Source organism: Streptomyces sp. NPDC048337 (assembly GCF_043201175.1).
Lineage (GTDB): Bacteria > Actinomycetota > Actinomycetes > Streptomycetales > Streptomycetaceae > Streptomyces.
On record NZ_JBICYR010000017.1, the window covers coordinates 41,794 to 66,803 of the forward strand.

At 71.7% G+C, this 25,010-nt stretch carries 21 protein-coding genes and 1 tRNA gene; 20 read left to right on the forward strand and 2 right to left on the reverse strand.

What is annotated here, in order from left to right:
- Nucleotides 1–34: 34 nt before the first annotated feature.
- Both ACGFYU_RS25090 and ACGFYU_RS25095 read left to right on the forward strand, forming a co-directional pair.
- Complete coding sequence (locus ACGFYU_RS25090) at nucleotides 35–1,438, forward strand: NAD-dependent malic enzyme (protein WP_393829567.1); 1,404 nt, start codon at nucleotides 35–37, stop codon at nucleotides 1,436–1,438.
- A gap of 340 nt (nucleotides 1,439–1,778) precedes the next feature.
- Complete coding sequence (locus tag ACGFYU_RS25095) at nucleotides 1,779–2,060, forward strand: HU family DNA-binding protein (protein ID WP_007264399.1); 282 nt, start codon at nucleotides 1,779–1,781, stop codon at nucleotides 2,058–2,060.
- A gap of 254 nt (nucleotides 2,061–2,314) precedes the next feature.
- On the opposite strand, the gene murA is transcribed toward ACGFYU_RS25095, so the two are convergent.
- Nucleotides 2,315–3,655: a UDP-N-acetylglucosamine 1-carboxyvinyltransferase gene (gene murA, locus ACGFYU_RS25100; RefSeq protein ID WP_382690994.1), complete on the reverse strand. Its 1,341-nt coding sequence runs from the start codon at nucleotides 3,653–3,655 to the stop codon at nucleotides 2,315–2,317.
- A 262-nt stretch (nucleotides 3,656–3,917) separates the two neighbouring features.
- Here murA and ACGFYU_RS25105 point away from each other — a divergent pair, with 262 nt between their 5' ends.
- From ACGFYU_RS25105 to ACGFYU_RS25165, 13 genes are all read left to right on the forward strand, one after another.
- Nucleotides 3,918–4,478, forward strand: coding sequence for a YqgE/AlgH family protein (locus ACGFYU_RS25105; RefSeq protein WP_393829568.1), 561 nt, complete (start codon nucleotides 3,918–3,920; stop codon nucleotides 4,476–4,478).
- A gap of 28 nt (nucleotides 4,479–4,506) precedes the next feature.
- The gene (locus tag ACGFYU_RS25110) at nucleotides 4,507–4,791 is read left to right on the forward strand and encodes a DUF3039 domain-containing protein (protein ID WP_030010729.1); all 285 of its coding nucleotides are present in this window, start codon (nucleotides 4,507–4,509) and stop codon (nucleotides 4,789–4,791) included.
- Nucleotides 4,792–4,937: 146 nt separating this feature from the next.
- Nucleotides 4,938–6,578 (forward strand): beta-N-acetylhexosaminidase, encoded by a 1,641-nt coding sequence (locus ACGFYU_RS25115; protein ID WP_393829569.1) that lies wholly within the window; start codon nucleotides 4,938–4,940, stop codon nucleotides 6,576–6,578.
- A gap of 297 nt (nucleotides 6,579–6,875) precedes the next feature.
- Complete coding sequence (locus ACGFYU_RS25120) at nucleotides 6,876–7,748, forward strand: FAD binding domain-containing protein (protein WP_393829570.1); 873 nt, start codon at nucleotides 6,876–6,878, stop codon at nucleotides 7,746–7,748.
- Nucleotides 7,745–9,964 (forward strand): 2Fe-2S iron-sulfur cluster-binding protein, encoded by a 2,220-nt coding sequence (locus ACGFYU_RS25125; protein WP_393829571.1) that lies wholly within the window; start codon nucleotides 7,745–7,747, stop codon nucleotides 9,962–9,964. Before ACGFYU_RS25120 ends, ACGFYU_RS25125 begins: the two co-directional genes overlap by 4 nt.
- A gap of 44 nt (nucleotides 9,965–10,008) precedes the next feature.
- Nucleotides 10,009–12,303: a xanthine dehydrogenase family protein molybdopterin-binding subunit gene (locus ACGFYU_RS25130; RefSeq protein WP_393829694.1), complete on the forward strand. Its 2,295-nt coding sequence runs from the start codon at nucleotides 10,009–10,011 to the stop codon at nucleotides 12,301–12,303.
- 132 nt (nucleotides 12,304–12,435) lie between these two features.
- Nucleotides 12,436–12,990 carry a hypothetical protein gene (locus tag ACGFYU_RS25135; RefSeq protein WP_393829572.1) on the forward strand — a complete coding sequence of 185 codons (555 nt, stop codon included), beginning with the start codon at nucleotides 12,436–12,438 and terminating at the stop codon, nucleotides 12,988–12,990.
- Nucleotides 12,990–14,438 carry a WXG100 family type VII secretion target gene (locus ACGFYU_RS25140; RefSeq protein WP_393829573.1) on the forward strand — a complete coding sequence of 483 codons (1,449 nt, stop codon included), beginning with the start codon at nucleotides 12,990–12,992 and terminating at the stop codon, nucleotides 14,436–14,438. Before ACGFYU_RS25135 ends, ACGFYU_RS25140 begins: the two co-directional genes overlap by 1 nt.
- A gap of 27 nt (nucleotides 14,439–14,465) precedes the next feature.
- Nucleotides 14,466–15,644: a type VII secretion-associated serine protease mycosin gene (gene mycP, locus ACGFYU_RS25145; protein WP_393829574.1), complete on the forward strand. Its 1,179-nt coding sequence runs from the start codon at nucleotides 14,466–14,468 to the stop codon at nucleotides 15,642–15,644.
- 63 nt (nucleotides 15,645–15,707) lie between these two features.
- Nucleotides 15,708–16,130 (forward strand): hypothetical protein, encoded by a 423-nt coding sequence (locus ACGFYU_RS25150; protein WP_393829575.1) that lies wholly within the window; start codon nucleotides 15,708–15,710, stop codon nucleotides 16,128–16,130.
- Between the two features lie 9 nt (nucleotides 16,131–16,139).
- Entirely contained in the window at nucleotides 16,140–18,449 is a 2,310-nt protein-coding gene (locus tag ACGFYU_RS25155) for a hypothetical protein (RefSeq protein ID WP_393829576.1), read from the forward strand.
- Between the two features lie 56 nt (nucleotides 18,450–18,505).
- Nucleotides 18,506–19,000, forward strand: coding sequence for a hypothetical protein (locus tag ACGFYU_RS25160; protein WP_393829577.1), 495 nt, complete (start codon nucleotides 18,506–18,508; stop codon nucleotides 18,998–19,000).
- A 53-nt stretch (nucleotides 19,001–19,053) separates the two neighbouring features.
- The gene (locus tag ACGFYU_RS25165) at nucleotides 19,054–19,263 is read left to right on the forward strand and encodes a hypothetical protein (RefSeq protein WP_393829578.1); all 210 of its coding nucleotides are present in this window, start codon (nucleotides 19,054–19,056) and stop codon (nucleotides 19,261–19,263) included.
- 229 nt (nucleotides 19,264–19,492) lie between these two features.
- Here ACGFYU_RS25165 and ACGFYU_RS25170 read toward each other — a convergent pair.
- Nucleotides 19,493–19,590: transfer RNA gene (locus ACGFYU_RS25170), tRNA-OTHER, on the reverse strand.
- A 171-nt stretch (nucleotides 19,591–19,761) separates the two neighbouring features.
- On the opposite strand from ACGFYU_RS25170, the gene ACGFYU_RS25175 reads away from it, so the two are divergent.
- The 5 genes from ACGFYU_RS25175 (at nucleotide 19,762) to ACGFYU_RS25195 (ending at nucleotide 24,847) form a co-directional block, all read left to right on the forward strand.
- Complete coding sequence (locus ACGFYU_RS25175; RefSeq protein WP_393829579.1) at nucleotides 19,762–21,222, forward strand: MFS transporter; 1,461 nt, start codon at nucleotides 19,762–19,764, stop codon at nucleotides 21,220–21,222.
- Nucleotides 21,223–21,276: 54 nt separating this feature from the next.
- The gene (locus tag ACGFYU_RS25180; protein ID WP_393829580.1) at nucleotides 21,277–21,477 is read left to right on the forward strand and encodes a hypothetical protein; all 201 of its coding nucleotides are present in this window, start codon (nucleotides 21,277–21,279) and stop codon (nucleotides 21,475–21,477) included.
- On the forward strand, nucleotides 21,474–21,884 hold the full coding sequence (locus ACGFYU_RS25185) for a type II toxin-antitoxin system death-on-curing family toxin (protein ID WP_393829581.1): 411 nt from the start codon (nucleotides 21,474–21,476) through the stop codon (nucleotides 21,882–21,884). Before ACGFYU_RS25180 ends, ACGFYU_RS25185 begins: the two co-directional genes overlap by 4 nt.
- Nucleotides 21,885–22,007: 123 nt before the next feature.
- On the forward strand, nucleotides 22,008–23,792 hold the full coding sequence (locus tag ACGFYU_RS25190) for a DEAD/DEAH box helicase (protein WP_393829582.1): 1,785 nt from the start codon (nucleotides 22,008–22,010) through the stop codon (nucleotides 23,790–23,792).
- A 413-nt stretch (nucleotides 23,793–24,205) separates the two neighbouring features.
- Nucleotides 24,206–24,847 carry an IclR family transcriptional regulator gene (locus tag ACGFYU_RS25195; protein ID WP_215018318.1) on the forward strand — a complete coding sequence of 214 codons (642 nt, stop codon included), beginning with the start codon at nucleotides 24,206–24,208 and terminating at the stop codon, nucleotides 24,845–24,847.
- Nucleotides 24,848–25,010: the final 163 nt, after the last annotated feature.

A 25,010-nucleotide genomic window follows, 5' to 3' on the forward strand; every position in this document is an offset into this window, starting at 1 on the left:
AAGCGAAAACCAGGGACAGAAGAGGAACACGGCCATGGCAACGGCGCCCAGCGTCTCGTATTCGATGACGGTCCGCCTGGAAGTGCCCGCGAGCGGAACCGCGGTCTCCCAGCTCACCACCGCCGTGGAGTCCTCCGGTGGTTCGGTCACCGGCCTCGACGTGACCGCCTCCGGCCACGAGAAGCTCCGGATCGACGTCACCATCGCCGCGACCTCCACCGCACACGCGGACGAGATCGTCGAGAAGCTGCGCGGGATCGAGGGCGTCAGCCTCGGCAAGGTCTCCGACCGAACCTTCCTGATGCACCTCGGCGGCAAGATCGAGATGTCGTCCAAGCACCCCATCCGCAACCGTGACGACCTCTCGATGATCTACACCCCGGGTGTGGCCCGCGTGTGCACCGCGATCGCCGAGAACCCCGAGGACGCCCGCCGCCTCACCATCAAGCGCAACTCCGTCGCAGTTGTGACGGACGGCTCCGCCGTGCTGGGCCTGGGCAACATCGGCCCGATGGCCGCGCTGCCCGTGATGGAGGGCAAGGCGGCCCTCTTCAAGCGGTTCGCCGGCATCGACGCCTGGCCGATCTGCCTCGACACCCAGGACAGCGACGAGATCGTCGCCATCGTCAAGGCCATCGCCCCGGGCTTCGCCGGCATCAACCTGGAGGACATCTCCGCGCCGCGCTGCTTCGAGATCGAGGCCCGGCTGCGCGAGGCCCTCGACATCCCCGTCTTCCACGACGACCAGCACGGCACCGCGATCGTCGTACTCGCCGCCCTCACCAACGCACTTCGCGTGGTGGGCAAGGCGGTTGGCGATGTGAAGGTCGTCATGTCGGGCGCCGGCGCGGCCGGTACGGCCATCCTCAAGCTGCTGCTCGCGGCGGGCGTCAAGAACGCCGTCAGCGCCGACATCCACGGTGTCGTGCACGCGGACCGCCCCGACCTCGTCGACGCGCACGAGGACTCGCCGCTGCGCTGGATCGCCGACAACACCAACCCCGAGGGCTATACGGGCACTCTGAAGGAGGCCGTGGTCGGCGCCGACGTCTTCATCGGCGTCTCGGCCCCCAACGTGCTCTCCGGCGAGGACGTCGCCGCCATGGCGGAAGGCGCGATCGTGTTCGCGCTCGCGAACCCGGACCCCGAGGTGGACCCGGCCGTCGCCCGCCAGACCGCCGCCGTCGTGGCCACCGGCCGCTCCGACTTCCCGAACCAGATCAACAACGTGCTGGTCTTCCCGGGCGTCTTCCGCGGCCTGCTGGACGCCCAGTCCCGCACGGTGAACACCGACATGATGCTGGCCGCCGCGAGCGCCCTCGCCGACGTCGTCGGCGAGGACGAGCTGAACGCGAACTACATCATCCCGTCGGTGTTCAACGACAAGGTCGCGGGCGCGGTCGCGGGCGCCGTCCGCAAGGCCGCCTCGGCCGGGTGACGTCGGCTGTGACCGCGCTCACGGCCGCCTGATACCGGCGCGTCGCGAGATGCGGGCCCGCCGGGCCGCCTCTAGGGTTGCGGGGATGCCCGCGAGGTCTGCGGTCCACAGGGGCGTGTGAGCGAGGGCGTGGACGGAGCGTCACCGCGGCGTGACTGTGGCGCTTTTCGTGTGACCCCGGCGGGTGCCGGATTGGCTTTCCCGCCGCTGGTGGGGGCAGGATGCGTAACCGGGCGAGAGGGTCTGACGTTCAGACCCGGGTCCGGGGACTGTCCGAGGGCCCTGGCAGCATCGGCTTCGATCTCACGCCTCTAAGGCAAGTTGAACACGGGAGTACAACATGAACCGCAGTGAGCTGGTGGCCGCTCTGTCCGAGCGCGCCGAGGTGACCCGCAAGGACGCCGACGCCGTTCTGGCCGCGCTCGCCGAGACCGTCGGCGAGATTGTCGCCAAGGGCGACGAGAAGGTCACCATCCCCGGCTTCCTGACCTTCGAGCGCACCCACCGTGCCGCTCGCACCGCGCGCAACCCGCAGACCGGCGACCCCATCCAGATCCCGGCCGGCTACAGCGTGAAGGTCTCCGCGGGCTCCAAGCTCAAGGAAGCCGCCAAGGGCAAGTAGTCCTGCCCCGGCGCCGAAGGCCGCACAGGCCTTTGGAACGGCAGTAGTACGTAGTACTGGCGAAGGGCGGTCTCCCCACACGGGGAGGCCGCCCTTCGGCCTGCTCCGGGCCGCCCCGCGCCCCTCTGGGGCCCTACGGGGCGCGGGGCGGGGGCCCGGGGACGCCGGAAGCCCCCCGGGCCCTTGTGGGGCCCGGGGGGCTTCGTACGGATAGGCCCGCGGCGTCCGGGAGTTCCGCGCCGCGGGCCACCGGCTCAGACGAGGTCGCCGCCCGGGAGTTCGACCTTCGCGCCGAGCTCCACGAGCTTCTCCATGAAGTTCTCGTAGCCGCGGTTGATCAGGTCGATGCCGTGGACCCGCGAGGTGCCCTCGGCCGCCAGCGCCGCGATCAGGTACGAGAACCCGCCGCGCAGGTCGGGGATGACCAGGTCGGCGCCCTGGAGCTTGGTGGGGCCGGAGACGACCGCCGAGTGCAGGAAGTTGCGCTGGCCGAAACGGCAGGCGCTGCCGCCCAGGCACTCGCGGTACAGCTGGATGTGAGCACCCATCTGGTTGAGCGCCGAGGTGAAGCCGAGCCGCGACTCGTAGACCGTCTCGTGGACGATCGACAGGCCGGTCGCCTGCGTGAGGGCCACCACCAACGGCTGCTGCCAGTCGGTCTGGAAACCGGGGTGTACGTCCGTCTCCAGGGCGATGGCGTTGAGCGGGCCGCCCGGGTGCCAGAAGCGGATGCCGTCGTCGTCGATCTCGAACGCCCCGCCGACGCGGCGGAAGGTGTTCAGGAACGTCATCATCGAGCGCTGCTGCGCGCCGCGCACGTAGATGTTGCCGCCGGTCGCCAGCGCCGCGGACGCCCAGGAGGCGGCCTCCAGGCGGTCCGGCAGGGCCTTGTGGTTGTAGCCGCCGAGGCGGTCGACACCGGTGATCCGGATGGTCCGGTCGGTGTCCATGGAGATGATCGCGCCCATCTTCTGCAGTACGCAGATGAGGTCCTCGATCTCCGGCTCGACGGCGGCGTTGCTGAGCTCGGTGACGCCCTCGGCCAGGACGGCCGTCAGCAGCACCTGTTCGGTCGAGCCGACCGACGGGTAGGGCAGGCGGATCTTGCAGCCGCGCAGGCGCTGGGGGGCCTCCAGGTACTGGCCGCCCTCGCGCTTCTCGATGGTCGCGCCGAACTGGCGGAGCACGTCGAAGTGGAAGTCGATCGGCCGGCCGCCGATGTCGCAGCCGCCCAGGCCCGGGATGAAGGCGTGGCCGAGGCGGTGCAGCAGGGGGCCGCAGAACAGGATCGGGATGCGCGACGAGCCCGCGTGGGCGTCGATGTCGGCGACGTTCGCGCTTTCGACGTGGGTCGGGTCGAGCACCAGCTCGCCCGGCTCGTCGCCGGGGCGGACCGTGACCCCGTGCAGCTGGAGCAGGCCGCGGACGACGCGCACGTCACGGATGTCGGGAACGTTGCGCAGCCGGCTGGGTTCGCTGCCGAGCAGAGCGGCGACCATGGCCTTGGGCACGAGGTTCTTCGCGCCGCGGACACGGATCTCGCCCTCAAGCGGGGTGCCGCCGTGGACAAGCAGGACATCGTCGGTGACGGTCATGAATCTCGCGTTCCGAAGAGATGGGCAGGGGGGCCAGGGAAAAGGGTAAGGGCCACCACCCCCTTGTTCGTAAGGCTGACGCGGCCGTATGACTGTCATGATTGAGACACAGCACCCTGTGTGTCCGCCAGGTGGCGGAGTGTCGCGTTCCGCCCGCGCCGGGCGTGCGCGCTCCTTCCTGCTGCCGTGCGCCCTGAGCTGCGTGCGATCCGATCTCCCCGCCCGCTCCCCGTAACGGGCGAATGTGCGGGATCATGGCGGCATGACCGAGGTGTCCTCCCTCACGGGGCGGCTGCTCGTGGCCACCCCCGCCCTCGCGGACCCGAATTTCGACCGCGCGGTGGTGCTCCTGCTCGACCACGACGAGCAGGGGTCGCTCGGCGTGGTCCTCAACCGGCCGACGCCTGTGGGCGTCGGCGACGTCCTGCTGCCCTGGGCGCCCCTGGCCGGTGATCCGGGCGTGGTCTTCCAAGGCGGGCCGGTGGCCCTGGACTCGGCCCTGGGGGTCGCGGTCATCCCGGGCGAGGATGGCCCCCTCGGCTGGCGCCGGGTGCACGGGGCGATCGGCCTGGTCGACCTGGAGGCCCCGCCGGAGCTGCTGGCCGCCGCCCTGGGCTCGCTGCGCATCTTCGCCGGCTACTCGGGCTGGGGCCCGGGCCAGCTGGAGGGCGAGCTGGGCGACGGCGCCTGGTACGTCGTGGAATCCGAGCCCGGCGACGTGTCCTTCCCGGACCCGGAACGACTCTGGCGGGCGGTACTGCGCCGCCAGCGCAGCGAACTCGCGATGGTCGCCACCTATCCGGACGACCCGTCGCTCAACTGACCCGCACGGGGGTCGGTACCCTGGTCGCATGAGCACTCTTGAGCCCGAGCGCGGGACTGGCACGGGGACCCTCGTAGAGCCGACGCCGCAGGTGTCCCACGGTGACGGCGACCACGAGCGCTTCGCCCACTACGTCCAGAAGGACAAGATCATGGCGAGCGCCCTCGACGGTACCCCCGTCGTCGCGCTCTGCGGCAAGGTCTGGGTACCGGGCCGTGACCCGAAGAAGTACCCGGTCTGCCCCATGTGCAAGGAGATCTACGAGTCCATGGGCCCCGGCGGGGACAAGGACAAGGGCGGCAAGGACAAGTAGTCCGACCCCTCCCGGCGGGACCGGAGGCCCCCGGGGCGCGCAATGACGCGTCCCGGGGGCCTTTCGCGTACTAGGGTCGGCGTCAAGAGCACTCTGCGGAATGAATGTTGCGCAGGGTGCAACAGGCTGCTGCGAAGGGCTGACGCATGGACCTGATTCCCGTACCCCAAGTCGCCGTCTTCGAGGAGGAGGGGCGCCGCTACGCGTTCGGCCCCGAGCCGGTCCTCGCGGCCGGGCCCGGTACGGAGGGCGTGGCGCGGCTGCTGCGCCGGGAGCTGGGCGCGGCCACCGGCTGGAGCCTGCCGCCCGCCGGGTCCGGCGCGGCCGCGGACGTGCGGCTGCGCCTGGATCCGGAGTACGGGGAGCGGCTGGGGCCCGAGTCGTACGGGATCACCGTCGACGAGACCGGCGTCGAGCTGGCCGGTGCGAGCGCGGCCGGGCTGTTCCGGGGTTTCCAGACGCTGCGTCAGCTGCTGGGTCCCGACGCCTACCGCAAGGCGCCGCTGCCCGGACGCGTGTGGAGCGTGCGCCACGCGCGGATCGCCGACAGCCCCCGGTTCGCGTGGCGCGGGCTGATGCTCGACGTCGCCCGGCACTTCATGCCCAAGGACGGCGTGCTGCGCTACATCGACCTCCTGGCCGCCCACAAGCTCAACGTCCTGCATCTGCACCTGACCGACGACCAGGGCTGGCGGATCGAGATCAAGCGCTACCCGCGGCTGACCGGGGTCGGCGCGTGGCGGGCGCGCAGCAGGTGGGGGCACCGGGCCTCGCCGCTGTGGAACGAGACCCCGCACGGCGGCTTCTACACCCAGGACGACGTCCGCGAGATCGTCGCGTACGCCGCCGAGCGGCACATCCGGGTGGTCCCGGAGATCGACGTACCGGGGCATTCGCAGGCGGCGATCGCCGCGTACCCGGAGCTGGGGAACACGGACGTCGTCGACACCTCGGCGCTGGAGGTGTGGGACGACTGGGGGATCAGCGAGAACGTGCTCGCGCCGACCGAGGCCGTGGTCCGGTTCTACGAGGGCGTCTTCGAGGAGCTGCTGGAGCTGTTCCCCGCCGAGGTCTCGCCCTTCGTGCACGTGGGCGGGGACGAGTGCCCCAAGGAGCAGTGGCGGGCCTCCGCGGTCGCGCAGGAGCGGATCCGCGAGCTGGGGGTGGACGGGGAGGACGGGCTGCAGTCCTGGTTCATCCGGCACTTCGACACCTGGCTCGCCGAGCGCGGGCGGCGGCTGATCGGGTGGGACGAGATCCTGGAGGGCGGGCTCGCGCCGGGGGCGGCCGTCTCCTCGTGGCGCGGCTACGCGGGCGGGATCGCCGCCGCCGAGGCCGGCCACGACGTGGTGATGTGCCCCGAGCAGCAGGTGTACCTGGACCACCGTCAGGCGGGCGGGGCGGAGGAGCCGATGCCCATCGGGTACGTGCGCTCGCTGGAGGATGTGTACCGCTTTGAGCCGGTACCGCCGAAGTTGTCCGCGGAGGCGGCGGCCCGTGTGCTCGGTGCGCAGGCCAACGTGTGGACCGAGGTGATGGAGGACCAGGGGCGGGTCGACTACCAGGTGTTCCCGCGGCTGGCCGCCTTCGCGGAGGTGGTGTGGTCGCGGCTGCCGGAGCCGGAGGAGCGTGATTTCGCCTGGTTCGAGGGCCGGATGACGGCGGCGCACTACGCGCGGCTGGACGCGCTCGGCGTCGGCTACCGGCCGCCGGGCGGCCCGCTGCCGTGGCAGCGGCGGCCGGGGGTGCTGGGGCGGCCGATCGAGGGTGCGCCCCCGAACGTGTGACAGGACGGGTGCCGGGACCGGAGGCGAAGAGAAGCGGAACTCTGGCTGGATTTCCGGTGATACGGGGAAAAACGGTCAGCCGGGGGAGTGGGGTGGAGAGCGGGCGGTGCCCGGGCGCGGACGGGGCGGTGCCCGGTGGACGCGTGGCGCGGGGTTCGGGGAGGGGGCGCCCGGTCGACCCTCGCGCCGGACGTCCGCGAAGATGTGCCAGAGTTGCCACCTCCCGGCGGTGAGCACGTACCGTACGGCGGACAGGCGTGAGCGCCGGGACCGGGACATCGGGAAGGGGCAGCTGGGTTGACCACGCACGCACCGCAGGCGGCGCAGTCCGTGACGCTGCCGGCCTCGCTCGAGGAGGCCGTGGCGGCACTCGCCGCCATGCCCGCAGCCGTGCCCGTGGCGGGCGGCACCGACCTCATGGCCGCCGTCAACGCCGGGCTGCTGCGGCCCGCCGCACTGGTGGGCCTCGGCCGCATCAACGAGATCCGCGGCTGGCGGTACCAGGACGGCCACGCGCTGCTCGGCGCCGGCCTGACCCACGCGCGGATGGGCCGCCCGGACTTCGCCGCCCTGATCCCCGCGCTAGCGGCCGCCGCGCGCGCCGCCGGGCCCCCGCAGATCCGCAACGCCGGCACGCTCGGCGGGAACATCGCCAGCGCCGCGCCCACCGGTGACGCCCTGCCCGTGCTGGCCGCGCTGGAGGCCGTGCTCGTCATCGTCGGCCCGGGCGGATCGCGCGAGATCCCGGTGTCGCACCTGCTGGCCGGCCGGGAGATGCTGCGGCCCGGCGAGTTGATCGGCTTCGTACGGGTGCCGCTGCTGCACGCGCCGCAGGTGTTCCTGAAGGCCACGGGGCGTACGGGGCCGGGGCGTGCGGTGGCGTCCGTGGGGCTCGTACTGGACCCCGCGCGCCGGGGCGTGCGCTGCGCGATCGGCGCGGTCGCCCCGATGCCGCTGCGGCCGCTGGAGGCCGAGCAGTGGGTGGCCTCGTTGATCGACTGGGACGGCGAGCGGAGCCTGGCCCCCGAGGCGTTGGAGGCCTTCGGCGAGTACGTCGCGGCCGCCTGTGTCCCGGACCAGGGGGAACCGGTGGCTCCCGGTGTACTGCATCTGCGGCGGACGGTGGCCGTGCTGGCACGCAGGGCCCTGGGGAGGGCGCTGACCTCATGAGCGGGAACGAGAACGAGAACGTGAGCCAGGGCCAGGGGAACGGCGCGGTGGGCTGGGGCTGGGAACCGGTCCCGCAGGGCGGCGAGTACGACTCGGACGCGACGGCCTTCGTCAAACTGCCGCAGGACATGCTGGACGCGCTCGGCACCGGCGAGCCGCTCGCGGCGCCCGGGCACGGGTACGTGCCGCCGCCGATGATCGTGCCGCTCGGCTCGGCCAGTACGGACCCGGCGGCCACGGGCACGTGGACGCTCCCGGTGCAGTGGCCGGAGGCGGGGGCTTCGGTTCCGGCCGACACCGGGGCCGCGGGCGGCGGTGCGCCCGCCGCCGGTTCGGCTCCGGCGCCGGCCCCGGTCGGCGGGCCGATCCCGGCGTCGATCCCGATCCCGGCGTCGGTGGCCGCGGCGTTCGCCGAGGCGGAGCCGGAGCCGGATCCGGGGGCGACCGCGGAGTGGCGGTTCCCGGACGTCGCGCAGGAGCCGGAGGCCGGGGCGACCGGCCAGTGGGCCATGCCCGACATGTCGAACATGCCGAACTTGCCGCATGCGTCCGAACTGCCCGGGCAGACGGGTGAGTTCCGGCAGGGCGCGCCGGCCGCCGACTGGAGCCAGGCCCCGGCGACGCTGCCGGGCGGGGCCCCGGCGCCCTGGGCGAACCACCCCGACTTCGAGGGCGCGCGCGGCTACGCGGCGCAGCAGCCCGCCGGGGACCCGGACGCGGGCCTCCTGCCGGGCACGGACGACGCGGCGGCCTCAGCGGCCGCCGCGACCGCCACGGCCATGGGTGCCGGGCGGCTGCTCGGCGGGCCCGGGGTCGGCGCCCTGGGGCGCGGCCCGCGCGTGCTGGGCGGCCCCGGGGTGGGCACCCCGCTGCCGGAGGGCGAGCCGGTGCATCCGGCTCCGCACGACATCGAGGCCGCCCACGGTCCGGCGGAGACCCCGTTCGAGGGCTCCCGACCCGCGCCGCCGGCGCCGGCCACGGAGACCGACGGGCACGGCTTCACGGCCTTCGGTACGGAGTTCGGGGCCGGTACGGAGTTCACGGCCGGGCCGGAGTTCGCGGCGGGGCCGGGGGGCGCGGCCGGGGCGGAGCATGCGACGGGGGCGGAGTTCGCGGCCGGTGCGGAGTTCGCGGCCGGGTCGGAGTTCGCGGCCGGGTCGGAGTCCGCGGCCGGGCCGGAGTCCGCGGCCGGGCCGGAGTCCGCGGCCGGGCCGGAGTCCGCGGCGGGGTCGGAATTCGGGGCCGGGCCGGACCCGGACGCGGAGTCCGTGGTCGCAGCCGAGGCCGCGCCCGAATCCGAGGCCGTGTTCGCGCCCGAGTCGATGGCCGCGGTCGAGGGGCTGTTCACACCCGGGCCCCCGCACACGCCCGCGGCAGCGTCGGCACCGGAGCCGACCGACACGGACGGGCACGGCTTCGCCGGGGTCGGGTCGGAGCCGACGGCCGCACCGGAGGTCATGGTCACGCCCGCGGCAGCGTCCGTACCCGACGGAACGCGGCCCGAGCCCGCGCCGATCGAGGACACCGCCGACACGGCCGTGGTGGTCCCGGACGAGGACACCGCCGAGGGACTCCCGGCCGAGGGGCCGACGTATGGGCGATTCGAGGATGAGGCGGCCGCCGAGCCCGTCGCCCACCACGAGCACCCCCAGGCCTCCTACGTCCTGCGCGTCAACGGCGCCGACCGGCCCGTCACCGGCGCCTGGATCGGCGAATCCCTCCTCTACGTGCTGCGCGAGCGCCTCGGCCTCGCCGGCGCCAAGGACGGCTGCTCGCAGGGCGAATGCGGCGCCTGCGCCGTGCAGGTCGACGGCCGGCTCGTCGCCTCCTGCCTGGTGCCGGCCGCGACGGCCGCCGGGAGCGAGGTCCGGACCGTCGAAGGTCTCGCGACGGACGGGGAACTCTCGGACGTGCAGCAGGCGTTGTGCAGGTCGGGTGCGGTGCAGTGCGGGTTCTGCGTACCGGGCATGGCCATGACCATCCACGACCTGCTGGAGGGCAACCACGCCCCCAGCGAGCTGGAGACCCGCCAGGCGCTCTGCGGCAACCTCTGCCGCTGCTCCGGCTACGCGGGGGTCATCGACGCCGTGCGCGAGGTCGTGGCCGGGCGCGAGGCGGCGGCCGCCGAGCCCGCGGCTTCGCCCTCGCCGGAGCTGCACATTCCGCATCAGGCAGCGCCCGGCGAGGGCGGCATCCACCACGGAGGCACGGTGTGAGCGGGCAGGACGCGGCGACGGCCACGACGACGGTGAACACCACGGTGACGGCCCTGGCGGCGACCCCCGAGGCCGCGGACCCGCAGGTCCCGCACGGAATCGGCGCCTCCGTCCCCGCCGCCGACACCCGCGCCAAGACCGAGGGCACCTTCCCCTACGCCGCCGACCTGTGGGCCGAGGGCCTCCTGTGGGCCGCCGTGCTCCGCTCCCCGCACGCCCACGCCCGGATCCTCTCCATCGACACCTCGGCCGCCGCCGCGATGCCCGGCGTCCGCGCCGTCGTCACCCACGCCGACGTCCCCGGCGCCACCACCCACGGCCGCCGCATCGCCGACCGGCCGGTCTTCGCCCACGACGTCGTACGCCACCACGGCGAGCCCATCGCCGCCGTCGCCGCCGACCACCCGGACACCGCACGCCTCGCCGCGGCCGCGATCGCCGTCGAGTACGAGCTCCTCGACCCGGTCACCGACCCCGAGCAGTCCTTCGGCGCCGCCCCGCTGCACCCCGACGGCAACCTGATCCGGCACATCCCGCTCCGCTACGGCGACCCGGAGGTCACCGGCGAGGTCGTCGTCGAGGGCCTCTACCGCATCGGCCGCCAGGACCCCGCGCCCATCGGCGCCGAGGCCGGGCTGGCCGTGCCGCGTCCCGACGGCGGCGTGGAGCTGTACACCGCCTCCACCGACCCGCACACCGACCGCGACCTGGCCGCAGCCTGCTTCGGCCTGGAGCCGGACCGCGTGCGCGTGGTCGTCACCGGGGTCCCGGGCGCGACGGCCGACCGCGAGGACGCGGCGTTCCAACTCCCGCTCGGGCTCCTGGCCCTGCGCACCGGCTGCCCGGTCAAGTTGGCCGCCACCCGCGAGGAGTCCTTCCTCGGCCACACCCACCGCCACCCGACGCTGCTGCGCTACCGCCACCACGCGGACGCGGAGGGCCGCCTGGTCAAGGTCGAGGCCCAGATCCTGATGGACGCCGGCGCCTACGCGGACGCCTCCTCGGAATCCCTGGCGGCGGCGGTGGCCTTCGCCTGCGGCCCGTACGTCGTCCCGCACGCCTTCGTCGAAGGCTGGGCGGTACGCACCAACAACCCGCCCTCGGGCCACGTCCGGGGCGAGGGCGCGATGCAGGTCTGCGCGGCGTACGAAGGCCAGATGGACAAGCTCGCGGCCGCATTGGGCATCGACGGCGCGGAACTGCGCCTGCGCAACGTCCTGGCGACGGGCGACCTCCTCCCCACCGGCCAGACGGTCACCTGCCCGGCTCCGGTCGCCGAACTCCTCCGCTCGGTCCGCGACTTCGAGCTGCCCGCCCTCCCGAAGGACGCCCCGGAGGACGAGTGGCTGCTCCCGGGCGGCCTGGAGGGCGCGGGCGAGCCGGGCGCGGTGCGGCGCGGCGTCGGCTACGGCGTCGGCATGGTGCACATGCTCGGCGCGGAGGGGACCGACGAAGTCTCCACCGCCACCGTCAAGGTGGTGAACGGCGCGGCGACGGTCATCTGCGCGGCCGTCGACACCGGCCAGGGCTTCGCCACGCTCGCGCGTCAGATCGTCCAGGAGATCCTGGGCGTCGACGAGGTGACCACGGCCCCGGTCGACACCGACCAGCCGCCGGCGGGCCCGGCGACGCACGGCCGCCACACGTGGGTCTCGGGCGGCGCGGTCGAACGGGCCGCCAAGATGGTCCGCACGCAGCTCCTCCAGCCGATGGCCCACAAGCTGGGCATGTCCACGGAGCTCCTGCAGATCGCGGATGGCCGAATCACGTCGTACGACGGCGCGTTCTCCATGACGGTCGCCGAGGCCATAGAAGGCAAGGAACTCTGGGCGACGGCCCAGTGCCGCCCCCACCCGACGGAACCCCTGGACGCGGACGGCCAGGGCGACGCCTTCGTGGGCCTCGCCTTCTGCGCGATCCGCGCGGTGGTGGACGTGGACATCGAACTGGGCTCGGTCCGCGTGGTCGAACTGGCCGTGGCCCAGGACGTCGGCCGCATCCTCAACCCCCGCCAGCTGGAGGCCCGTATCGAAGCGGGCGTCACCCAGGGCGTGGGCGCTGCCCTGACCGAAAACCTCCGCACGGTCGCGGGCCTGGTCCGCCACCCGGACCTCACGGGCTACGCCCTCCCGACCGCCCTGGACGCCCCGACGGTCCGCATCGTCAAACTGGTCGAGGAACGCGACGTGGTGGCCCCCTTCGGCGCGAAGGCGGCGAGCGCGGTCCCTGTGGTGACGGCGCCGGCAGCGGTAGCCTCGGCAGTACGCGCGGCCACGGGCCGCCCGGTCAACAGGCTCCCGATCAGGCCATCGGCGGCGGTCGCCGTGCCCAACTCATGACCTTGTGACCCGCATTGCACCTGCAACACCGGACTTGGGACTGTCGGTGCCGGTCGCTAGAGTGATCGGTAAGAGTGTTTACGTGCGCGTGCGAACGGGTGCGAACGGGGACGGGGAGTCGGGGAGGCCAACGTGGCAGTGGAGAGTGGGCTGAGTCTGTTCGGAGTCGACAACTCGGCGAACGTCGCGGCAGCGATCAAGGCGCAGGCCGCGTCCCAGGCGGCCGCGGCGGCGACAGCGGCAGCGCTGAAGGTCGAGTACGACTCGCTGACGGAATACAAGAAGATGGTGACCGACCTCCTGGACGACCTCACCGGCTCGAACGCGGACCACAAGAAACTGGCCCACGGCACCCTGCCGGCCGGCAAGCTCGGCCACGGCTTCCCGGAGGCGGAGGCCCTCTTCAAGTCCTACGACACCGTCATCACGGAGCTGCAGAAGCTGTCGAAGGGGTTGGCGGACCAGATCGAGGCGCTGGGGATCGCGATCTCGACGGCGGGCAAGGGTTTTGGTGACGTGGACGACGACACCAAGCGTCGGATGGTCGCCATCGCCGAGACGGCGAAGGAACACTACGTACCGGAGCGCGACCCGTATCTGGAGGAGCAGCGCAGGCTGGCGGCCTCGCAGCACCCTGGTACCGCGACTCCTGGTGCCGGTGGCAACGCGACGGGGGGTAACCACTGATGGCAACGGCAACGCGTTTTGATGGCTATTCGCACCAGAAGCTGCGCGAGATGATCGCTTCGCTGGACCCGGTTGCGGTCAAGGATCGGGCCGATCAGCTGGCGAAGGCGTCCGAGGACATCAAGAAGATCGGCGAGAAGCTCAAGAACCACCGTGTCAGCGGCTGGGAGGGCCAAGCCGCCACGGACTTCCAGGAGTGGGTGGGCCGGGCGGGCAATGCGACGCTCCGGCTGAGCGAATACAGCGCGACAGGCTCCAAGTGGATGGCTGACGCCGTCCAGACGATGACCGAGGCGACGAAGATGCCCGTGTACGACACGGCCGCCGCCAAGAACCTCGAGGCCGCCAAGCAGGCCCACAACGACCCTGACGCGCCGATGGTCGCCAAGCAGGAGGAAAAGAAGCTAGAGGACGACCACCTCGAGGCCGTCAGGCTGATGAACAACCTGGCGCAGAAGTACGAGCAGTCGTCTACTCACATGAACGCGGCGGAGATCCCGACGTTTCCGCCGCCGCCGCAGGCGTTTGTTCCGAGCGATCACTTCGGCGCCGCAGACATGGCGAGGCCAGGCGGAGAATCCGGCGGAGCTGGTTCCGCCGGCTCGTCATATGTGTCCTCGGCCCCTGGTGGCGGCAGCTCTAACGAACCAGGCTGGGTCCCTGGCCATCAGGCGCAGCCCGACAACACGCCGCCTCGAACGACGGGTCCGGCGCCTCTGCCCCTGCCCGGAATTCCGGATCCTGACGTGGACGTGGACCTCGACCACGTGGCGACGCTGCCGCCGCCCACGACGACCTTGCCCCCGACGACGGGTACGCCCCTTCCTCAGGTGCCCGTGGGTCCCGGCGGACCCAGCCCCGTTGTCCCGATCCCGCCCGTCACCCTCCCGCCGATCAGTGGGCCGATGCTGCCCAACATCGGTCCCGGTGGCCAGGGACCGTTGCAGGGTCTTGGCAAGGTCGGGCAGGTCCCCGGCCTGCCCCCGCGGGACAGCGGGATCCTGGGCGGCCGCCAGGTGCCGACCAGTGGCCCCAACGCGGGCCTCCCGCGTGGCACGGTCATCGGTACGGAAGGCACTCAGGCCGGACGTGCCATGGGCGGCACTCAGGCCGGCCGTGCCATGGGCGGCATGACGGGTGGTGGCATGGGCGGCGGCGCCCACGGTGGCGTCGGTGGCTCCCCGGTGGGCCGTCGGCTGGCATCGGAGCCGGGAGGTATCGTCGGCGGGCGTCAGTCCGTCGTGGGCGGTGTCCCGGCCAAGGGTGGTCAGCCGTTCACGCAGGGCGGCTCCGGGCTGGTGCGGAACACCGCTGCTGGTACTGGCGCAGGCGCGCACACGCCGAGCAGGCAGCGCGAGGACCGGGGCGGCGACCGCCCCGACTACCTGGCCGAGGACGAAGAGACCTGGCAGGGCAACCGTCGTGTTGTTCCGCCGGTGGTCGATTGAGCAGAACGGACGTTGTACGGGATGCACATGCGTAAGGCGACCTCGGCCCTGGTGGGCCTGCTGTTGGCCGGGGTCGCCGCGACCCCGGCCCACGCGGAGACCATTCGGTCCAAGCAATGGCATCTCGACACGATGAAGGCTGACGACATCTGGAAGGTCAGCACCGGGAAGGGCATCACCGTTGCGGTGATCGATACAGGCGTCGACCAGATCCCGGAACTCCAAGGACAAGTCCTTTCAGGTAAAGCCTTCCCCGTCGGCGATGTCGAAGTAGGCCGAGACAATGACTACTTCGGCCATGGCACCGGCATCGCTGCCATGATCGCAGCCACTGGGAAGCACCCAAGCGGTGATGGGGCTTACGGTCTTGCGCCTGGAGTTAAGATCCTCCCGATCCGGGTGCCTGACATGCTTGAAGGGGCAAACACCCCCGCTTGGGTCGCGGCCATTCGGTATGCGGCAGACTCGGACGCCAAGGTCATCAATATTTCCCAAGGTAGATCCGGCACGCCGGAGGACGACCGGGAGCGCGCCGAGGCGGTGAAGTATGCGCTCTCGAAGGGGAAATTGATCTTTGCTGCTGTCGGCAATTCTGGTGATTCGACCAACGAGATCGAATATCCGGCTGCGACACCCGGAGTGGTCGGCGTAGGTTCCGTGGACGCCAAGGGTGAGCCGACCAAGGAATCCCAGCACGGACCGCAAGTCGACATGGCTGCACCTGGAATCGACATCGTCACTGCGTGCAAGGGTCAGACAGGGCTGTGCAAGACCCACGGCACCAGTGACGCGTCAGCCCTCGCCTCCGCCTCAGCCGCCCTCCTCTGGTCCGCCCACCCCAACTGGACCAACAATCAGGTCCTCCGCGTCCTCCTGAACACCGCCGGCAAGCCCACCGACGGCGCCGAGCGCAACGACTACATCGGCTACGGCATCGTCCGGCCCCGGATCGCGGTCCCCAACCCCGGCGACCCCGGCCCGGCCGACGTGTATCCGCTGCCCGACCTGGCAGCCGCCGAGGGTGCCAAGAACCCCTCGCCCTCCACCGACGGCAAGGCCCCCGACTCGGCGGCCACCAAGCCGGCGCCCCAGGCCGAGGAGAAGAAGAGTGGCAGCACCCTTCCCTGGATCGCCCTCGGTCTGGGAGCCTGCGTGCTCATCGGCGGAGCCGTCACCGCGGTCGTCGTGAGCCGCAACAGGCGATGACCGCTAGCCGCTAACTGATAACCGCTGACCGATCCTGCCCCCCCACGTACAGGAGTTCACGCGATGTCGTTCGACGAGGAATGGTCGGCGGCACGCGCCACGGCCGCCGCCAACGTCTCCATGCGGCTCAACCACGTACCCGTAGAGCCCGGCGGCGGTGGCGGCGGTGACCTGGAGCTCAACCAGGACCACATCGGCGCCATCGGCTCCGAGGCTTACAAGCTGCACACCCGCCTCCAGAACGACGGCAAGCACGCCGCCACCGCCACCACTGAAGCGGCGGGCGCGCTCACGAAGGAGAACTTCGGGAGCGGGGCGGCGCTCCTGAAGGCCAACACCACCTGGGAAAGCCAGGTGAAGACCCTCGTGGCGGCCCTCGCGAGCATCTCCAACGGCCTGAACTACTCGGTCAAGTCCCACGCCAAGGACGAGCAGCAGCTCCACGCGGACTTCACCGCGTCCGCCATCGACCAGTACCTGAAGTAGGCCGCCCCCATGCTGACGTACGAGAATGTGATGCACGCCCCGCTGGACAAGCTCCAGACGGCGGTCACCGACTGGAAGGCCATGGCCGACAAGCTGGACGAGATGGCCGAGGCCGCTCGTAACGGCATGAAGGCCAAGGCCGACAAGGCGGAGTGGAGCGGGGTTACGGCCGGTGTCGGGCGGGCGTTCGTCGACAAGACGGCCAAGGAGTTCGAGGACGCGGCCAAAGAGGCCAGGGGCGTGCACCAGCTCCTCAGCGACGGCCACGCCACCATCAAGACGGCCCGGGACGCGCTGAAGAAGGCTGCCGACGAGGAGGCCCCGGCAGCCGGGTTCCGCGTGGACGCGGCCGGGAAGGTCTCGGCCATCCCGATGGACCCGAAGACCGAGTTCGCGGCCCGGCACGACCCGGACTACCAGGAGTGGAAGCGGAAGGAGGAGGAGAACCGCAAAGCCTGGCAGGCGAGGGTGGACCGGCTCGTCGAGGACTGCGCGGACGCCGATGACTCCCTGGCCCGCGCACTGCGCGCCAACGTCTCGGACGACCACAACTTCACGGCGCCGAAGTACACCACCCTGGACGGCGAACAGGCCGACCGGGCGGCCGAGCTGATGAAGAAGCTCAGCAAGGAGCCGGGCGGCGTGGCCCGCAACCCCGAGGCCCTGCGCGAGCTGGAGGAGCTGCTCGACGACAACCGCAACGACGCCGAGTTCGCACCGGACTTCTACCGCAAGCTCGGCCCCGAGGGCACGCTCGAGGCGTACGCGAGGCTGTCCATCGACGCGTCGTCCCTGGGTGAGGCGGGCAAGGACCGCCTGGGGATGGTCGGGAACATCCAGAACGACATGGGCGCGATGCTGGGGCTCGCCACGCAGAAGAGTTCGCCGAACCACCTGGATGCGGCGTGGACGACCGAACTGATGAAGGCCGGCCGCAAGGAAATGCAGGTCACCGGCGATCTGACCAGCAAGATCTACGGCTACCAGGCACTGGGCGCGCTGCTCCACGAGGGCAAGTACGACAAGGACTTCCTGACCTCGGTCGGCCGGGACATGGTGGCCTTCGACCGCGAGAACCCGAAGGCCTGGGAGCACGGGTCCCCGTATGACCCGAAGACGGTGCTGAGCCAGGGCAAGGACGGCAGCCGGGGCTTCTACCCGCTGACGGGCCTGATGGACGCGATGTCCCACAACCCGGACGCGGCGACGGCCTTCTTCAACGAGCCGGTCCGCCAGGACAGCAACGGCGACGGGATCGTGACCACGGCCGACAAGGCGGTGGACGGCCAGCACGGCAAGGCCCGGGGCATGGTCGACTACATGCTCGACAAGGAGTCGTGGGCCGACGCCTTCGACCGGAGCCCCAGCCACCCCTACGGCGAAGCGGGCCCGGCGCAGGACGCTGTGGGCGCTGCGCTGGAGGCGGCGGTCAGCGGCCGCGCGGCGGGCGACGAGGACGCGAAGCCGGTGCCGCACACCAAGGAGATGACGGCGATCATGGAACGCGTCGTCGAGAAGATCGGTGACAAGCCGGAGCTGGTCGTGGCGAAGCCGGGTGAGCCCGACGGCCCGCTGAAGGGGCTGTCCGGCCACTTCGGCCAGATGGCGGCCGAGTACATGCCGGACATCCAGGCCTCGGCGGAGAACAGCAGCGGGATTATCAAGGTCAGCGGTGACATGGCCGAGTTCCACAAGGCCGACATGGCGACCTTCATCGGGGCCGTCGGCCAGGACCCGGACGCGTACGGTGCCATCACCAACTCCCAGCGGGCGTTCACGACCACGCTCATCAACGACGTCGTCGCGCACCGGGGCGAGTACGAGGACTTGGACGCGGCGATCAAGACCGCGGTGCACCCTGGAGGCCAGATCGCCGGAATCCTGTCCGAGGCTCGGGCGGAGGGCACGTTCGCCGAGAACGGGCACAAGGCAGAGGAGTACGTCAAGGGCGTCGAGGATAACGCCAAGTGGATCAACCGGGGCATCAGCGCGGCGGGTGGCAAGTACCTGGAGATGGTGCCGCTCGCAGGGGACGTCGTGGAATGGCTCCAGGAAGACATCACGGAGAGCGTGGTCGAGCGGGCGAAGAAGGACCAGGGGGAGAAGACCGGCGAGGCTGATCACAAGGCGGTGATCAGCTATACGGACGCACAGGTGGCGGCCGGTGAGTCCGCTGCGCAGTCGGTCCGCAAGGCCGTGGCGGGGACGGGCATGAGCCAGAGGACGATCGATGCCCTCGCAGGTGTGGCTTCGACGGAGACGGCGAACGCTCACGCGGTCGGTCGAGGGCAGGTCGCCACTTCGAACGGCGGTTCCTGATGCGCAATGTTCGTATCCCCCTCGCATGCGCGGCGACCTTGCTCGCGGCGACAGCAATGACGGGCTGTGGCGACGAGAAGAAGGCGGCGGCCCCGCAGCTGCCGGAGCGCACCTGCTTCGGCGTCTTCACGCGGTCTGACCTGGAACCGCTGATGGGTTACGGGGAGACGGTGAAGGTGGATTCGCCGGTCGATCTCCGACTGACCGCGGAGCGCCGAGGGGCGACCTGCAACGTTTACGTCGACGGCAGGGGCAGGGTCCTCGTCTCGGCCACGCGGCAGCCCCTGGGGCAGCACTTCACCTGGCCCCCCACCGATGCGAACCAGCCCGCGCCGGATCCGCTGCCCCTCGGTGACAAGGGGCTCGTGAGGGACACGGGCGCCCGCGTCACTCTCACGTGCGAGGGCGCCAAGGACTCCTTCGAGCTTGAGATGGTGATCAGTGGATCCGTCGAGCACATGAAGCCTGGTACCTCACGGGCCCTGTTCACCAATCTCATGACGAAGTACGTAGACGTGGCCAAGCAGCAGACCGGCTGCGGCAGCCAGTGAGCACGGCGGCACGCATCACCGGTTTGCGTGGACCGGTGGACGCGTGCCCAGGGTTGATCACGGATGCCGCCGGTGAGGCGCTGAGTGACCTGCTGCAGTCCTCGTATCTGGTCAACGACGAGGGGCAGACCGTCGGCCTCAAGGCCATGGGCAAAGGGCTGGAGGAGGCCTACCGGGCGGAACCGAAGGGCCGGGAGTTCGCGGCCCCTGCATGCACCGTCACCGGGAGCGTGGTCAGGGGCATCGGGGGGAATTCGGCCTAGCCGGGAGCCGGGCCCCCGACGCCGAGAAGCGACCAGACCGGCGAGGACTACCTGGTCCTGGCCCACTCCGCGGCTCTGGCGATGGCGCAAGAGCTGGGGTGTGCGAACAACGGCGGACTGCCGGCCAAGGCAGGGGAACTGCCCGCGGTGTCGTAGCGGCGGTGCTGCCGCGCCCCGGCATGGCGAAGGCCGCTCAGGGGTGCGCCTGATCCTGAGCGGCCGCGCCGCGAAGCCGTGACCGGAATCGAACCGGCGTAACTCCCCGTGGGCGGAGCCCGCTGTCAGACGCGGTGCGGGCGAGTCTCTCAACCACTCGGGCACACGGCTGTGAGGTGGTGACGAGTACGACCGTACGGAGGTGCGCCGGTCGCCGGAAGGGATTCTCGCGGGTCGCAACACGACTGCCATGACGCGTTCACAGTCCTAGGTCCGTCGGCCGAGGGGGGATCCGTCTAATTGACAGGGGTGAATCAGGGCTGCGCGCCTTACTCTGGGGCGATGAGTGCCCTGGAGCCCCGGACCCCCGAGAAGACCGACCCCCTCGCCCCGACGACACCGCCTACCGGCGGGATCATGGGGGCTGCCTACCGGACGCTCAGCTTCGGGATCATTTCCGTTGTTTTTCTGATCGCCTTCGAGGCCACCGCCGTGGGGACGGCCATGCCCGTCGCCGCGCGTGAGCTGGAGGGGATCGGGCTCTACGCCTTCGCCTTCTCCGCCTACTTCACCACCAGCCTCTTCGGCATGGTCCTGTCCGGGCAGTGGGCCGACCGGCAGGGCCCGCTGCGGCCGCTGACCGTCGGGATCGCCTCCTTCGCCTCGGGGCTCGTGGTCGCCGGGACGGCCGGGGCGATGTGGGTGTTCGTGCTCGGGCGGGCCGTGCAGGGTTTCGGGGGCGGGCTGGTCATCGTCGCGCTCTACGTCGTCGTCAGCCGGGCCTACGAGGAGCGGTTGCGGCCCGCGATCATGGCCGCCTTCGCCGCGAGCTGGGTGGTGCCGTCGATCGTGGGGCCGCTGGCCTCCGGGACCGTGACCGAGCACCTCGGATGGCGGTGGGTGTTCCTCGGGATCCCGGCCCTCGTGGTCGTGCCGCTCGTCGTCGCGCTGCCCGCGATACGGCGGACCGCCTCCGGCCCCGTCGACACGGGCGCGCCGCCCGCGGCCTTCGACCGGCGGCGGATCCGGCTGGCCTTCGGGATCTCGCTCGGCGCCGGGCTGCTCCAGTACGCCGCCCAGGACCTGCGGTGGCTGTCCCTCCTCCCCGGCGTCGCCGGCGCGGCCCTGCTCGTCCCCGCCGTGCTGGGGCTGCTGCCGAGCGGGACGTACCTGGCGCGGCGCGGGCTGCCGTCCGTGGTGCTGCTGCGCGGGGTCGCCGCCGGGTCGTTCATCGCGGCCGAGAGCTTCGTGCCGCTCATGCTGGTCACCCAGCGGGGGCTCAGCCCGACCCTGGCCGGCTTCTCGCTCGCGGCGGGCGGGCTGACGTGGGCGGCCGGCTCGTGGGTGCAGTCGAAGGGGCGGATGGCTCCGTACCGGGAACGGCTGATGGTGGCCGGCATGGTGATGGTGGCCCTGGCCATCGCCACCGCCCCGGCCGTGCTGATCGAGTCCGTGCCGGTGTGGACGGTCGCGGCGGCCTGGGCGGTCGGCTGCCTCGGCATGGGCCTCGTCATCGGCTCCACGAGCGTGCTGCTGCTGAAGCTGTCCGCGCCGGAGGAGGCGGGGGCGAACTCCGCCGCCCTGCAGATCTCGGACGCGCTGGCCAATGTGGTGCTGCTGGCCGGTGGCGGGGCCGCGTTCGCCGCGCTCGGGGGCGGGGCCGTCGGCGCCTCCCACGCCCTGACCGAGGGGGCCTCGGCCTCGCACCCCGCCGCGTTCGCGGTCGTGTTCCTGCCGATGGCCTGCGTGGCGCTGGTGGGGGCCTGGGTCGCTACCCGTCTGGAGCCTGCCCCCAAGGAGTGAGGGCCCAAAGAATTCCGGTGTGGCGGGAGGGCCTGACGCGCTAGCTTTCCGGCCATGAACGAGCTGACCGTCCCGCTGTCCGACGCCGAGCACGCCGAACTGGCCGATCTCGCCGACGCCACCGGGCAGACGCCCGAGGAGCTCGCCCTGGACGCCGTACGGGCACGGCTGAGGGCGGAGCGGGCCCAGGCCGGGGCGCAAGCGGAGCGGCTCGCGCGGCGGCACGCGGCGCTGCTGAAGCGGCTCGGCGCATGAGCGCCCAGCCGCCCCAGGTGCGACACCTGACGCTCGCCGAGGTCCTCGACCTCGCCCGGCACGCCTGCCTGGCCCAGGACCAGCCCGTAGAGCTGCGCGCCCCCGGGCTGTTGGAATCGGCGGTGCACCGGCCGCGGGCCCGGATGTTCGGCACGCCCGCGTACGTGGACCCGTACGAGCAGGCCGCCGCGCTGCTCCACGGCATCGCGATCAACCACCCCCTCGTCGACGGGAACAAGCGCACCGCCTGGCTGGCCGCCGCGACCTTCTTGGCCGTCAACGGGGTCGACCTCGCCGATGTGGATCAGGACGCCGCCTACGCACTGGTGATCGACGTGGCCGCAGGGCGCGAGGTGGAGATCGCGCGGATCGCCGACCGGCTGCGGGCATTGAGCGAAGAGATGTGACGCTCGCCGCACCCCGCAAGGTCACGGGCCTGTCCCGCCGCGAGGGGCGGGCCCGCACCGGTAAGGTGGCCCGGTTGTCCTACGTACGACTGCCGAACTGCCGAGAGCGACGAACCGGAGACCGTGACTACTACCGCCTCCCACCACCTCTCACCCGCCTTCCCCGGCCGTGCGCCGTGGGGCACCGCCAGCAAGCTGCGTGCCTGGCAGGAGGGTGCCCTGACCCGGTACATCGAGACGCAGCCGCGGGACTTCCTCGCCGTCGCCACGCCCGGCGCCGGCAAGACCACCTTCGCGCTGACCCTCGCCTCCTGGCTGCTGCACCACCACGTGGTCCAGCAGGTGACCGTGGTCGCGCCGACCGAGCACCTCAAGAAGCAGTGGGCGGAGGCCGCGGCGCGGATAGGCATCCGGCTCGACCCCGAGTACTCCGCCGGGCCGCTCAGCAAGGAGTACCACGGGGTCGCCGTCACCTACGCGGGTGTCGGCGTACGGCCGATGCTGCACCGCAACCGGTGCGAGCAGCGCAAGACCCTCGTGATCCTCGACGAGATCCACCACGCCGGCGACTCGAAGTCCTGGGGCGAGGCCTGCCTGGAGGCCTTCGACCCGGCCACCCGGCGCCTGGCCCTGACCGGAACGCCCTTCCGGTCCGACACCAACCCCATCCCCTTCGTGACCTACGAGGAGGGGAACGACGGCATCCGCCGCTCCTCCGCCGACTACACCTACGGCTACGGGAACGCGCTGGGCGACGGGGTCGTCCGGCCCGTCATCTTCCTCTCCTACAGCGGCAACATGCGCTGGCGTACCAAGGCCGGCGACGAGATCGCCGCCCGGCTCGGCGAGCCGATGACCAAGGACGCCATCTCGCAGGCCTGGCGCACGGCGCTGGACCCGCGCGGCGACTGGATGCCGAACGTGCTGCGCGCCGCCGACCAGCGGCTGACCGAGGTACGCAAGGGCATCCCCGACGCGGGCGGCCTCGTCATCGCCTCCGACCAGGACTCGGCGCGCGCCTACGCCAAGCTGATCCGGGAGATCACGGGGACGAAGGCGACCCTGGTGCTCTCCGACGACACCGGGGCGTCGAAGAACATCGACACCTTCAGCGGGAACAGCGACCGCTGGATGGTCGCGGTCCGGATGGTGTCCGAGGGCGTCGACGTACCGCGGCTCGCGGTGGGGGTGTACGCCACCACCATTTCCACCCCGCTGTTCTTCGCCCAGGCCGTCGGGCGCTTCGTGCGATCGCGCAGGCGCGGCGAGACCGCCTCCGTGTTCCTTCCGACGATCCCCTACCTGCTCGGCTTCGCCAACGAGATGGAGGTCGAGCGCGACCACGTCCTCGACCGGCCGAAGAAGCAGGGCGAGGAGGACCCGTACGCCGAGTCCGAGAAGGAGATGGACGAGGCGAACCGGCAGGAGGACGAGGACACCGGCGAGGACGAGCAGATGTCCTTCGAGGCGCTGGAGTCCGACGCGGTCTTCGACCGGGTGCTGTACGACGGCGCCGAGTTCGGCATGCAGGCCCACCCGGGCAGTGAAGAGGAGCAGGACTACCTCGGCATCCCCGGGCTGCTGGAGCCGGACCAGGTGCAGATGCTGCTGCAGAAGCGGCAGTCCCGGCAGATCGCGCACAGCCGGCGCAAGCCGGACGCGGAGGCGGACCTCCTGGAGCTCCCGGCCGACCGGCGGCCGGTCGTTTCGCACAAGGAACTGCTGGAGCTGCGCAAGTCGCTCAACACGATGGTGGGTGCGTACGTCCATCAGAGCGGCAAGCCGCACGGGGTGATCCACACGGAGCTGCGCAGGGTGTGCGGCGGGCCGCCGAGCGCGGAGGCGACGGCGGGTCAGCTGCGCGAGCGGATCAAGAAGGTGCAGGAGTGGGCCACCCGGATGCGGTGAATTCCCACAGGGGGTGGCACGGGTCCGTGCGGAGGTTCACACGGACTTCGCTCGCTTCGGGGTCGTGTGACCGCATTCGCCCCCGTCGCCGCCGGTCCTGGATCTTGTCGAAGGCGGCGTGGCCAGACGGCTGTCGGGTTTGCGCCACCGCGCACGCACGTGGCTGGTTTCCGGCACCGGAGCCCTTCTGGAACCGGCATAAACAGGTGGCAGGCGCCCGGATTCTGGACGAGCCCTTCCGCTGAGCGGACCTGCTCGCTACTGTCCCCGCATCGAACGCACCGTGGCAGCGCCGCCGCGGGAGCGCAGCCGGTGCCATGGCCGCTACCGGCGGCCTCTCCGTGCGTCGCCACGGGACCGGCGGCGCGCCAAGCAGAGAGTCACCGCCGCTCACCGAAAGAGGGAGAGGCGTCGTGACCGCGGAAACCTCCCAGACTCTCGACAGAGGGCTCAGAGTCCTCAAACTGCTCGCCGACACCGACCACGGTCTGACCGTCACCGAGCTTTCCAACCGCCTCGGTGTCAACCGCACCGTCGTCTACCGTCTCCTCGCCACCCTGGAGCAGCACGCCCTGGTCCGCCGTGACCTCGGCGGGCGGGCCCGGGTCGGGCTCGGGGTGCTGCGGCTGGGGCGGCAGGTGCATCCGCTCGTACGCGAGGCGGCCCTGCCGGCGCTGCGGTCGCTCGCCGAGGACATAGGTGCCACCGCGCACCTGACCCTCGTCGACGGCACCGAGGCGCTGGCCGTCGCCGTCGTGGAGCCGACCTGGACGGACTACCACGTGGCCTACCGGGCCGGTTTCCGCCACCCGCTGGACCGCGGGGCCGCCGGGCGGGCCATCCTCGCCGCCCGTCAGGGCCAGCTGATCGAGCCGGGGTACACGCTGACCCACGGGGAGCTGGAGGCGGGCGCCAGTGGCGCTGCCGCGCCGCTCGTGGGGATCACCGGGCTGGAGGGCAGCGTGGGTGTGGTCATGCTGGCCGACGCGGTGCCGGAGCGGGTGGGGCCGCGGGTGGTGGACGCGGCGCGGGAAGTCGCCGACGCCCTTCGCTAGGCGCGGCCTTGGCGGTGTCCCCGGTGCCCGTGTCGGGTGCCGGTGCGGCGCCGTTGCCGGGGGCTCCGCCCCCGGACCCCCCGCGGGGCTCCGCCCCCGACCCCGCGCCTCAAACGCCGGCGGGGCTGGGTTTTGCCGCGGGCGGATAGATTGGGGCCGTGCT